General features: G+C 32.1%; 9 protein-coding genes. All 9 read right to left on the minus strand.

The annotated features are described in order from the left end of the window. Positions 1–96 precede the first annotated feature (96 nt). The 9 genes from ACZ9HT_RS10685 to ACZ9HT_RS10725 all read right to left on the minus strand — a co-directional run bounded on the left by ACZ9HT_RS10685 (position 97) and on the right by ACZ9HT_RS10725 (position 12,450). Positions 97–1,107, minus strand: coding sequence for a polysaccharide biosynthesis protein (locus ACZ9HT_RS10685; protein ID WP_476040473.1), 1,011 nt, complete (start codon positions 1,105–1,107; stop codon positions 97–99). A gap of 1 nt (position 1,108) precedes the next feature. Next, entirely contained in the window at positions 1,109–2,287 is a 1,179-nt protein-coding gene (locus ACZ9HT_RS10690; RefSeq protein ID WP_476040474.1) for a glycosyltransferase family 4 protein, read from the minus strand. Beyond that, entirely contained in the window at positions 2,287–3,183 is an 897-nt protein-coding gene (locus ACZ9HT_RS10695) for a glycosyltransferase (RefSeq protein WP_476040475.1), read from the minus strand. The genes ACZ9HT_RS10690 and ACZ9HT_RS10695 overlap by 1 nt, the downstream gene beginning before the upstream one ends. 36 nt (positions 3,184–3,219) lie before the next feature. Continuing rightward, entirely contained in the window at positions 3,220–4,323 is a 1,104-nt protein-coding gene (locus ACZ9HT_RS10700; RefSeq protein ID WP_476040476.1) for an EpsG family protein, read from the minus strand. A 62-nt stretch (positions 4,324–4,385) separates the two neighbouring features. Further along, positions 4,386–5,852 carry a flippase gene (locus ACZ9HT_RS10705; protein WP_476040477.1) on the minus strand — a complete coding sequence of 489 codons (1,467 nt, stop codon included), beginning with the start codon at positions 5,850–5,852 and terminating at the stop codon, positions 4,386–4,388. Positions 5,853–5,956: 104 nt separating this feature from the next. Further along, positions 5,957–8,320: a GumC family protein gene (locus ACZ9HT_RS10710; RefSeq protein ID WP_476040478.1), complete on the minus strand. Its 2,364-nt coding sequence runs from the start codon at positions 8,318–8,320 to the stop codon at positions 5,957–5,959. Between the two features lie 18 nt (positions 8,321–8,338). After that, on the minus strand, positions 8,339–9,139 hold the full coding sequence (locus tag ACZ9HT_RS10715; protein WP_476040479.1) for a polysaccharide biosynthesis/export family protein: 801 nt from the start codon (positions 9,137–9,139) through the stop codon (positions 8,339–8,341). Positions 9,140–9,183: 44 nt separating this feature from the next. Then, positions 9,184–11,121 (minus strand): polysaccharide biosynthesis protein, encoded by a 1,938-nt coding sequence (locus tag ACZ9HT_RS10720; RefSeq protein WP_476040480.1) that lies wholly within the window; start codon positions 11,119–11,121, stop codon positions 9,184–9,186. Between the two features lie 1,050 nt (positions 11,122–12,171). Then, positions 12,172–12,450, minus strand: coding sequence for a hypothetical protein (locus ACZ9HT_RS10725; RefSeq protein ID WP_476040481.1), 279 nt, complete (start codon positions 12,448–12,450; stop codon positions 12,172–12,174). Positions 12,451–12,522: the final 72 nt, after the last annotated feature.

Consider the following 12,522-nt stretch of genomic DNA (forward strand, 5'->3'; position numbering starts at 1 on the left):
TTTATAAATGTATTTTATACGTTTTAAATTTACATAGAACGAATAATTAAAGCATTTTTACGGAAAACTTTTTAGATCATCATCTTCACCACAATCTTACTCCGGAATCTCTTTTCGCACAATTGGAAGATTAAGAAAAAGCTTTTTCATTCCCTCTAAATCTAATTGGTTGGTATTATGAGAGTGATACTCTTCAACATGAGAAATCTCATAAGTTCCTTCGGAGAAATATTTAGCATAGTTTAAATCTCTGTTATCCGCAGGAATTCTAAAAAATTCTCCCATATCTTCTGCATTAATCATCTCTTCCCTCGTGCAAAGAGTTTCATACAACTTTTCTCCGTGACGTGTACCGATCGTTCGAATTTCATTATCGGCTTTAAAAATCTCTTTTAGTGCTAAAGCTAAATTTTCAATCGTTCCGGCAGGAGCTTTATTTACAAATAAGTCCCCTGGTTTACCATGTTCAAATGCGAACAGTACCAGATCTACTGCTTCATCTAAAGACATTAAAAAACGGGTCATATTCGGATCGGTAATGGTAATTGGATTTCCGGATTTTATCTGGTTGATAAATAATGGAATTACAGAACCTCGTGATGCCATCACATTTCCGTATCTGGTTAAACAGACCACTGTTTCTCCCGCATTACGGGAGGCGGCAATTGCTACTTTTTCCATCATCGCTTTAGAAATCCCCATTGCATTTATAGGATAGGCTGCTTTATCTGTACTTAAACAGATCACTTTTTTTACCTTATTTTTAACGGCAGCATCAATTACATTGTGAGTTCCTTCTACATTCGTTTTCACAGCCTGCATAGGAAAAAATTCACAAGAAGGCACCTGCTTAAGCGCGGCTGCATGAAATACGTAATCTACTCCCCTCATTACAGAATCTACACTGCTGTAATCTCGAACATCTCCAATATAAAATTTTAACTTATCATTATTAAACTGTTTGCGCATGTCATCTTGTTTTTTTTCATCTCTGGAAAAAATTCGTATTTCTTTAAAATGATCGGTATTAATAAATTTACACAATACCGCAGTTCCAAAAGAGCCTGTACCACCTGTTATAAGAAGCGTTCTATTTTTAATATTCATTTTAGCTCAATAATTTAATTATTTGTGACATGTATTTTTCCGCGGTAAATTTATGATTATAATCCTGAATCGCAGCTTGTGAATGTTGATTATATTTATCGGGATTATTTATAAAGATTTCAACTTTATCAGCAATCTCATGCGGTGATTTGGGATTTACAAACGCACCGTTTTCATTTGTCACCATCATTGGAATTAATCTATGCTTTGTTGTTATAGGAACACACCCATATGCTAAAGCCTCTAAAACAGAAGCTGGTTGTCCTTCATTAATATAATAACTTGGGAGTAAAAAGAAATTAGCATTAAGAAATGCTTCAGCTTTTTCCTTTCCATAGAGACCGTTTCCGCAATAGGTAACTCTGTCTTTTAAGTTATGACTCTCTATGAAATCTAAAAATGCTTTTTTAGCATCTTCTGGATTTATAAACTTGGTATCCTCCGTATCTCCGAAAAATTTACCCGCAAAAACAATAGTTACATTTTGATTTTTCTCAACTACTAAGATCCTGAAGGCTTCTAAAACATCCCAAAAGCCTTTTGACTCAATCATATTGCTTAAATAAAGCATTTTTACAGGTTCATTTGGAAAAATTTTCTTTGGAAAAATTTTCGTGATATCAATTTTTTCAGGTAAGCCATTTGGGATGGAAATAACTTTTTCCTTGTAATTAGGTAAAAAAGAAAACTGCTCCTTGGTATAGTCTCCTTCTACCACAACTTTGTATGTTTTTTGTAAAGTGGATCGAATGCGTTCCTTGTTTTCAGCAGACTGTTCCGCATAATATCTCGTGTAATTCGCGCCAAACTGGTGAGCAATAATCTTTCTCTTAAAAAATGCGGCAGAATTTATAATGATGAAATCACGTATAAAACCAACCTTACTTTGCGAGGTATTTAAGTAAATAGGTGCATTTGAGTGAAATAATATAGCTTTGTAAAACTTGATTAATACAAGCACATTATCAATCATTTTCGTGTAACTAAATTTTCCGGAAACTCTTGTATTATTGGACTTTTCCGAAAAAGAAAGACCAAAATCGACGATGATCGGAGTAAAATTTACTTTCTGCATTTCATCCACCAATAATTGGAACATCATCGATTGACCATTTACCATTTTATTGTTTTGAGTGGTGGTACCAATCGCGATAATTTCTTTATTTTTATTCTTTGTCATTAATTAGATTTATAATTGGAGTCATTTAAATGTTTCTGCCGGTAAGTTATCTCAGTTTTAAAATTATCTATTCTTACTTTATCATTTAAGAATTGCGCAATTTTCAATTTTATTTTTACTTCAGAAAGCATTGATTTTAAATACTTTTTCTGATCAATTCCATACTTACTTAAATAGTAGAGTAAAGAATCCATTTCCCGCGCAAAGGTTATTTCTGACCACTCTACCCGATCGCCAACTAAGTGGAAATATGTTTTTGAATTATCGTATTTTATTTTGTAACCAGCATCTTGCAGTCGATTTGCAATATCTGGTTCTTCAAAATACATAAAGATATTTTCGTCAAAATTGTTCACCATTTCGAACATTTTTCTATCTACAAAAAAGAAAGCTCCAGACAAATAAAAGCACTTTGGTAAAAAAACATCAACCTTGTTTGCGATTTTAGTGATAAAAGTTACAAATCTATTTCTACATTCTGGCTTCATGTAAAAGGAGTAGTTATATCCGCCTAACTGCTTATATGCTACTAATGCAACCCGCTTCGATTTAAATTTCTCTACTGCGTCTTTAAGCAGAGGAGTGCTAAATCTAACATCGGGATTCATAATACATATTATATCGCCACTACTCGCCTTGATACCGACATTGTTACCTTGGCCGTATCCTAAATTAGTCACGTTATGCAAATATCTAATGGACAAGGTTTTGTTCAAAGGGTGGGATTCAGAAAGTATTTTCATTTCATCAGCATCTCTTCCAGAACTGTTGTCTACAATAATCACTTCCAGATCTGATGCCTCAATATCTAAAAAATTTTGAATAGAATACAAGCAGTCATTCATGTATACCTGGGATTTGTAGGTAACAATAATGATAGATATTTTTTTATGCATTAGCTCTAATTAAAATAGTGGTGTCTTAGGAAATTATTATTTAAAGAAGTAAATAAAATCAAAATATTCAATTGAACGCACCGATTTGTATAATTCATCTTCGTAAAATGTCGTACCTAACACGTAAAAGGATAAAATATAAATACTGAACGCAACGAGTAAATGAACAAATCCTGCTATCAAAAAACTGAAAAATTTACGTTTCGGAGGCTCGTTGCGAATGGTGTATAAATAAAATATCATCCAAACAATAAGAAAGGGAAATACAAAACGATGACCTAAAACCTGAATGAAGAAAGAAGCTGGAATAAAAATTATACAGAAAAATGAAAATTTGCTTAATAAAAGGTAGGTTTTATCTTCGGCGAAATCAGGATATTTTTTCCGGTAGCGCTTATCAATGATATATAGGTAAGTTATGTAGATAAAATAGGGAACTGCATTAAAAAAACCGCCAGCTACCGAGCTAGTCATGCCTTTGTCAAAATAATCGCCAAAATGTTCTATTTCCTGAGCAATACCTAGCTGGAAAAGAGCCAATACCACTATAAATGTGACTCCAGATGCTATAAATAATATCTTAAAATAGGATTTAGTAGAGATAAGATAGTAAAGTGGAATAAAACCATATAATAAGATCGTGGTGGAGTGCGATGTTAATGCAAGCACTGTAAAAAGTGTAAATAAAATCCAATTTCTTTTTTGAATAAAGTAATGAATGGAAAGAAGAAAGAATGGAAAAGCCAAATAATATCTAATTTGATTTACGTAAGGAACGTAGTACAGCACAAAGAATACTAAAAATACATAAAAAATGTTTTTAGTATATCTGGAGATAAAAAAGAAATAAGCTAAAGTATAGATAACCAAATGAAGCTGATAAAAAGCGTGATAATCAAAATGAAAATAGTTCATGATCTTCATCAAAAGAATGAACATAGGATCTATCTTATCCCAGTCATTTTCATAAAAAAATTGGAACATGAAATTGTCTGAAGTTTCTGTAACGCCCAGTGTAAAATAGAAAACTGTAGCAAGCAGAGCAATGCTGACCAAATAATTGGCTAACTTATTTTTAGAAATGTCTAAAAATTGTCCGATTAAAAAATGAAATAAAAATATTACCGCTAATACCAACATTAAAAATTACTTTATATTAAATAGGATTTGTTTTTATTAATGTCTCTCATGATTAAAAATTTTTATGCGTTTCTATTTTTAATTTTTAAAAGCAGCGAATTGAAGAGCTCTGATAAAAATTTCTCTTTTAATACCAGTGACGCTAACAAATAAACCATAAAACTAAAAAACACAACGGGAACAAATAAGAATATATTCTGCCCGATCAGCATTTTAAGTCCGAAAGAAAAAATTAACATTGCTAAGCCCGCTAAAGTAATCTTTAAAAAATTACGGTCTACCATGTTTTTTAACAACTCTTCTTTTTTTAAGAAGTAGAACATGATTGCAATGGCTAATAACTCCGAAAGGACTGCAACTACGGCGGCGCCATTTTGTTGATAATAGGTGATTGCAAAATAATTAACACACAGACTGAAAACAGCAGAAATTATAGTAGCAACGGTATATATTTTCTCTTTATTTTGAGGATACAATATAATAAAACCCATGAAATAAGCCATACTAACAATAAAACATAAAGGAGACAATATTTTCATAGTAAGTATAGACGCGGTAAATTGCTCCCCTCCCATGTAATGGATAATATTATCTGCATACACAAAAAAGAAAACAGTAAACGGCACAGACATTAACGCTAGAATATTAAAGCTTTTACGTAAATATTCATGATAAAGATTTTTATCATTAATATATAAATATGAAACCCTAGGTAATAAAACAGATCCAATAATTGTAATGAAAGAGATCAGGAATCTTATTAATTTGTTCGCAATGGCATAATAGCCCACGTATCGATCCCCAGAAATACTACCAATCAATAGATTGTCTAGTTGCAAGTAGATATTAACAGATATAGTAGCAACAAAAATAATCAAAATAGGCTTCAAATGCCTTTTAATATCTAATTCATTTTTATTAAACTTTTCTTTTAATACACCTTTAAAGATAATAGCGAAGTTTAAGACATTAGCACCGAATGTTGCAAATACCATTAAAAATGCATAAATTTTATAGTCTGAACTTGTATTAATTAGGTATATAATTAAGGCGAATACAATTAATCTTAATATAACATTTCGAATAGTAATAAAAAGCTGATTTTCTGTTCCCTGAAAATACCATTCTGCGCCAATGTTACTTAAGAAGACCATACTGCACATAATGAGTATTAAATCTTTGTATTCCTGAAAATAACTCAATTGGTAAATAAAGGCAATTCCTACATAAGAAATAATTGTAGTAACAAACAAGATCAGATAAAGTTCTAAAACAACCTTATTTCGTTCTCTGGGATTGTCTCTACATTTAGAAATCTCTCTTATTCCATACATTGGAATTCCTAAACCTGAAAATAATACGAAATAATTAATGATCGTAAAAATATATTCTACCTTGCCTAAATTATCAGGTCCTAAAACTCTACTAACGTGTGGAATTGTAAAAATACTGATAAGAGCAATAGATGCAATTCTCAAAACATTGAGAATATAATTTGCTTTTATACTTCTAGATCCTATATTAAGCATTTAAAAAGGTAAAATGCGATATCGCTTATCTTTGACAATTTATTTAAAAAAAATGAAAACGAAAATCTTATTAATTTTTCTGTAAAGTTTTAAATTAAAATGAATTAAAATTTATCCTTTAGCTTTTGAAACCAATTTTTTTCTTGTGTTCCATAACCATATCCGTATTTATTTCCATATCCAAAATTACTCTTACTAACATCATTAAGAACAAAAGCTACATTCTTGATTTTTTTGGATTCAATCTGTTTATTTGCGAAATCAATCAACTGATTTTCTGTAAATTCAGATCTGGTAACATATATGGTTGCGTCTGCCATGTCTGCAGATAAAAAAGTATCTGTAACTAACATTAATGGAGCAGTATCTATAATTATATAATTGTAAACTTTGCTTAATTCTTCGATTAAGATCTTATATCGGCCATTGGTTAAAAGTTCAGTTGGGTTTGGAGGGATGCTTCCTGAATAAATCACATCTAAATTCGGGTTAAAAGTAGATACATGAATAATATCTTCTAATTTTTCACTTTCATTATATAAATATTCTGTTAAACCATCTAAACCTTTTCTTGATGGATTATAGCGCTGCAATTGCGGATTTCTAATATCTGCACCTATAATAACTACTTTATTATTCGGAGATGCTAAAGTTAAAGAGAGATTGAGGGATGCAAAAGTTTTACCTTCTCCTTTAATCGTAGACGTGACAAATACGATCTTACCAAACTCTTTTTTCGGCAACATGAAATTCAAATTGGTAATAATAATTCGAAAAGCTTCCGCCATGGGAGAAAGATCATTAATTTCGACAATTTCGCCCTGTCCTTTTAGAATCCGAGGTAATTCCCCGATAATTGGTGCATCTGATAGTTTTTCGAGGTCATGTTTTGAAGTGATTTTAGTATTGAATAACTCTTTCAGATAAATCCATCCAAAAGGCAATAAAAGACCAAGTAACAGAGCCATACCCATTGTGATCATTTTTTTTGGAGATACTGGCTTTTCGGATGCATAAGCTGAATCTAGTATTCTAGCCTTTGGTGCAGTCATCGCTAGATTGATCGCTGTTTCTTCTCTCTTTTCTAACAACAATAAATAAAGATTTTCTTTGATTTGCTGTTGTCTTTCAATACTTCTAAACATTTTTTCCTGTGCAGGTATTTTGGAAATTTTAGCAGTAACTGTATTTTGTTCCGCTTCTATATCGCCCATCGAAATCTGCAGAGCCACTTTGTATTTAACTAAACCATCCATCACAGATGATCGTAAATTAGTAATTTGCTTTGTAAGATCAGCTACTACAGGATTTTCAGGGGTAGCATTTTCTAAAAGATTATTTCTCTCCAGGATTAACTGGTTATAAGCATTTATGTTAGCGGAAGCTGTTGGATTACTTAAGCCCACACTAGATGGGAGCGTTTGATTTCCCCCTATTTTAGACATATATCCAATTAAATCGTTTGCGAGACTTATTTGCGTTTCAGTTTCTATATATTTCTGTCTTGTTGTTGCAGCTTTTCCTAAGCTTAGTGCGGCTTCACTCGGTATATCAGTAATTTTATTCGCCTGTTTAAATGTTTCTTTCTGAGATTCTACATCTCCCAACTCATTAGAAATAATGGAAATTCGTTCATCAATAAAATCCTTTGTTTTTTTAGATTCAGAATTTTTATCATTAGTAGCATCATTATTATATGCTTGCACCAGGCTGTTAATTAAACTTTTTGCTTTCTCTTTATTGGGTAACCTAATGCTAAGTCCTATTACTGTTGCATCCTTGTCAACTAGCTCCACGTTGGTTGCTTTTTGGAAATCAGTAACGGCTCCATCTACTGTCGAGTAGTTCAATTTCAAATCTCCTAAATCTTTAATCTTGTGCTGTTTTACAAGTGGATTTTTTCGAATCATAATATTCGCGTACGGAAGACTTATAGTTTTATTATATGTAGTTACAATAATACCTGGAAATTCCTCAGAAGATAAGGTGATCTTATCACCCTCAATTCTGATATCGATAGGCTTTTTTATCGGTTCATCATATTCCTTTTCATTTATTACCTGTACTAAAATAGGTGCGTTCTCACCAAAGAGATATGTTTTTTTTAAGCTTTTTTCCGCATAAAGAGATGTCTGGAGATTAAGACTTGTCACAACATCTTTCATTAATTTTTTGGAACGGAAAACTTCTATTTCGTTTTCGATGCTGCTTGTAGACATATTACCGAAACCACCTATGTCAGAGAGCATACTTAAGTTACCACCTGGAGATTTTTTTGCATCTTTTATTAATACCGTAGAGTCAATTTGATAAACAGGAGAGGAAACTTTTAAGAATAAAAAAGCTAAAATTACTGTGACAAAGACAGAAAACACAAACCATAGCCATTTCTTGGTATAGGGTTTAAGCATTTCCTTCACATTAAGATCCTCCGAAGTTTTACCTTTAGCATTTGAGATTTGGCTCATTAATTTTATCTTGTAAAGTTATTTTTTGAAAATAGTAATGAAAATTCCGGCTAAACCAATAATAGTTCCTGCAACAGCAATGTAGATATTTGTATTTGGATCCAGACGGGCACTCTTCTCTTTTGTTTGATTTGCCGAAATATAGATAACATCACCTTGTTTTACTCTATAAAATGGAGAATTAATAAACGAAGCATCCATCAAATTAATTCGTTGTTTAATGGTTTCTCCATCAACATTTCGAACGACCAGTACATTATCTCTTTTACCATACATGGTTAAGTCTCCTGCCATACCCAAAGCATTCAAAATAGTAGGATCAACTTCAGTTAATGTATATTGCCCAGGTCTAGACACTTCCCCTAAAATGGTAACTTTAAAATTGGCTAATCTTACCGTAACGGTAGGATTCTTAACATATGCAGAAATTCTGTTCACCATTTCAATCTTCAATTCTTCCAAAGTTTTGTTCGTAGTATTGATCATTCCTAATGTAGGGAAATCAATATTGCCTTCAGAATTAACGAGATATGTTTTTTCCGATGTATTAGCATTAGCAGAGGGAGCGGGAGTAATTGAATTTTCTGAAGAGTAATAGTTCTGATTGAAAGGTTTCACAACCTCCATATTTTTAGCAGTAACCAATATAAGAAGTTGATCGCCTACTTGCACGGTGGGAACAGAAGTTTTATTAGAAGTTTCTATAGCAATTTCCTCTGCATTTTGAAGGTAGTTAAATTCGTTAACTTTTTGTTTTGTCTTGCAGGAAGTTAACAAAAGAAGAACGCAAAAATAGAATAGATATATAAATTTGTTCATTTGATACCGTTTAAATAGGAATTTTGCAAATATACAATTCTATCTTACTTATCCAAAACTTCATAAATAGAATTATTACTTTTAAAATCTGTAACGATATCTTTTAAAACCTGCACAACTTCTATTTTTTCGCTGCTTAAGGCCACTTTAATGATATGATCTGTAAAAGAATCGATGTCCTCAAAATTCATTAAAGGATCTTTTGAAATCATTATTTTCTCGTGATGAGTAGGCATAGTGGTGGCATTATCACTCAAAAGCTCTTCATATAGTTTTTCTCCTGGACGAAGACCGGTGTAAACAATTTTAATATCGATTTCCGGATCGAAGCCAGACAGTTTAATCATTCTGCGAGCGAGATCCACAATTTTAACCGGTTCACCCATATCGAAGACAAAAATTTCACCACCTTTTCCCATGGTTCCTGCCTGAAGAACCAGTTCGCAAGCTTCCGGAATGGTCATGAAATAGCGTACGATATCAGGATGGGTAATCGTAACAGGTCCACCGGCTTCAATTTGTTTTTTAAAATGTGGAATTACAGACCCGTTGGATCCTAGAACGTTTCCAAAACGCGTCGTAATAAATTTGGTCGTGTTGCCTTCGCAATTTTGAAGTGCCTGTACAAAAAGTTCCGCTACTCTTTTAGAGGCACCCATTACATTGGTAGGTTTCACGGCTTTATCTGTAGAGATCATTACAAATCTGTTGACTTTATATTTACTTGCCATTGTAGACAGATTTTTGGTGCCTGCAATATTTACCAGAATAGCCTCGTGTGGATTTTCTTCGATCAAAGGAACATGTTTATAGGCAGCAGCGTGATAAACCATAGAGAATTGATATTTCTGAAAGATCATCTCCATCCGTTCTGCACACGAAATATCTGCCAAAACAAATTTAAAACTGATGTGTGGAAATTTTTCTCTCATTTCCATCTCTATTTCGTACATGGGGGTTTCCGCCTGATCCAGCACTACAATAAGCTCTGGATTAAACTGCGAAACCTGACGAACGATTTCGCTCCCAATAGATCCGGCGCCCCCTGTAATTAAAATAGTCCTGTTATGATGTCTCTTAATGACATCTGTATTTTCAATTTTAATAGGTTTTCGGTTGAGTAGATCTTCAATTTGTAAACTCCGGATGGAGCCGACCAAATCATTACCGCGCACTTTTTGTAAGGTTGGTGCTTTAAAGATCTCCAGATCTTTTTCCAGAAAAAGATTCACCCAAGAATTCATTTCCTCTTTCGTCATAGTCTCTTTCACAAGCAACACTCCGTCTAAAGCCAGATATTCTTTATCACTTTTCTCAATTTTCTCTTTACTATAGATCGGTTTTCCTAAAAGTTTCGCGCGTTTAGAATCGTAACGTTGTGTTAAAAATCCTACGACTTGATAAGGTAGATTTGCGTTATCTAAAATAGCTCTCGCAAATGCAATAGAAGTCTCATCGATTCCTAAAACTAAAATTCTTTTTTTTAAGGTACTTCTTCTAAATTCCCGAAGACTATGAAAAAATTCTTTTACAAAAAGACGGAAGAGAAAGAGAATCATAAATGAGGAGGCGAAGAATAAAACAAAAAATGGAATATGAGCGCTTAGCATTTTGAATCCGCTAATCATGTAGTACGTATAGCTAATTGCGGTAATGGTTAATGTACTGCAAAATGTGGCAAGTAAAATTTTAAACAGGTCAATAAAAGTGGAGTGTCTGATTATTCCCGCGAAGGTTTTAAACACAAACATAAAAATTACGTTCACGATTAGAATCAAAACATACATCGGTATATCATCGTAGAAAATTTTCGTATTATAATTTATTCTCTCGATAATATAACTGGAAAAAAAGGTAGCGCAAAAAACTAATAAGATGTCAATCATCAGAATAATCCATCTGGGAAGATATCTTACATCAGAAAGGTTCATCATATTATCACCACCATAAATTCTGGTATTCAATCTTTTACGGTAATTCATTTTAAAGGGAAGGTTAAGTGGGTATAAAAATCGACGACAATATCTTTCGTCAGGATCTCGAATATAATTTCGCGCAAATTTACAAAAAAAAGAATGGTATTTTATTATTAGGAATAAAAATGCTTTAAAGTTCGACGTAACTAGTGATTATTTTACTGAAATAAATTTCTATTTTCTTCAGAATTTTTTAATTTAAAATCAATGAAGAGAAGTTATTAATAAGATTTGACTATTATACTTTGACAGTAATTAAATAGTAATACAAACTTTTTATTTAAGTTGGGTACGGAAATCTTTTGAATCTACAGATTTATTATCCAATTTCTGAAAATTTTCAGAGCTATAAAAACTTAGAATAAATAAAATTTAGAAAGATTTCTTTAAAAAAATTACAGTTTACTCTGTCACGTCGAAGATTTAGAGAATCTATTTTCTTAAATATTTCAAAATTTTATTTATTCTATTTTATATTCGAACACATAAAATTATAATGCGACCTACAGCAATTTCTATATTTATATTGATAATCAGATAGTTATTATGAAATTAATATGATAGTAATTCGTTGCATATTTTTCCTTATGCGTCTAGGAGATTGGAACATGTGAAAGTTATGGTGATGCACACAAACATCCAAAATGATATTCATTCCTATCGTTAAAAATAATGGCCAATAAATTTTTCAAAGTTGTGAAGTTTCAATTATTGAAAACTTTTTCCAAACTTTTATACTATCTTATAAGACAGAATTTTCGTGCCGTTCGGAAGTTTCCTTACTCATATTACCTTAATTCACGTCATGTATAGATTTCCGATAAAAATGACTTGTATTCTTTTATGTTTTGAGACAAAAACGTTTATATCGTCTTTTAATGTATCATCACGCAGATTCAAAATATCTATTTCTCTGTCCATAAAAATATAGAGAAGAACCTTAAAAATAAAGGAATTTTGTAGATGCAGAAAAGTAAAGGCGCTGCCAATTTAGAAAGTCACCTAATTCAATAAACAAAGAAAAATACAGAACCGAACTCTCTGGAAATCATTGTTTTAATGATCACTAGTTTCAGACCGCATTTTACTTTTCTTAGTATGATAAACGATAATTCCTACTGCAGTAATAATGAAAACGGGTATATAATTATCGATGGGCACTGTATCTCCAGGATTCCCCGGACCATTTTGCGGATTATCCGCCAGACTATTATTGGTGTCATTCGTGGCTCTTCCCAAGCCAGACTGCTCTTCTTCTTCAAAACGGTTTTTGCCCTGCTGCGCCATAACAGAAGTAAAGAGAGAAATCAATAATAATATAAAAAATCTTTTCATTTATTTCGTGATAATTTAGACATCTGTTACAAAAAATGAAAAAGTAACAGTGACTAGTGGACAAATATACAA

This window comes from Chryseobacterium sp. UYP7 (genome assembly GCF_056279225.1).

Excerpts from the sequence above, each read along its gene's own strand:
- ACZ9HT_RS10685 (WP_476040473.1), bottom strand. The coding sequence starts at position 1,107 with ATGAATATTAAAAATAGAACGCTTCTTATAACAGGTGGTACAGGCTCT.
- ACZ9HT_RS10690 (WP_476040474.1), bottom strand. The coding sequence starts at position 2,287 with ATGACAAAGAATAAAAATAAAGAAATTATCGCGATTGGTACCACCACT.
- ACZ9HT_RS10695 (WP_476040475.1), bottom strand. The coding sequence starts at position 3,183 with ATGCATAAAAAAATATCTATCATTATTGTTACCTACAAATCCCAGGTA.
- ACZ9HT_RS10700 (WP_476040476.1), bottom strand. The coding sequence starts at position 4,323 with ATGTTGGTATTAGCGGTAATATTTTTATTTCATTTTTTAATCGGACAA.
- ACZ9HT_RS10705 (WP_476040477.1), bottom strand. The coding sequence starts at position 5,852 with ATGCTTAATATAGGATCTAGAAGTATAAAAGCAAATTATATTCTCAAT.
- ACZ9HT_RS10710 (WP_476040478.1), bottom strand. The coding sequence starts at position 8,320 with ATGAGCCAAATCTCAAATGCTAAAGGTAAAACTTCGGAGGATCTTAAT.
- ACZ9HT_RS10715 (WP_476040479.1), bottom strand. The coding sequence starts at position 9,139 with ATGAACAAATTTATATATCTATTCTATTTTTGCGTTCTTCTTTTGTTA.
- ACZ9HT_RS10720 (WP_476040480.1), bottom strand. The coding sequence starts at position 11,121 with ATGAATTACCGTAAAAGATTGAATACCAGAATTTATGGTGGTGATAAT.
- ACZ9HT_RS10725 (WP_476040481.1), bottom strand. The coding sequence starts at position 12,450 with ATGAAAAGATTTTTTATATTATTATTGATTTCTCTCTTTACTTCTGTT.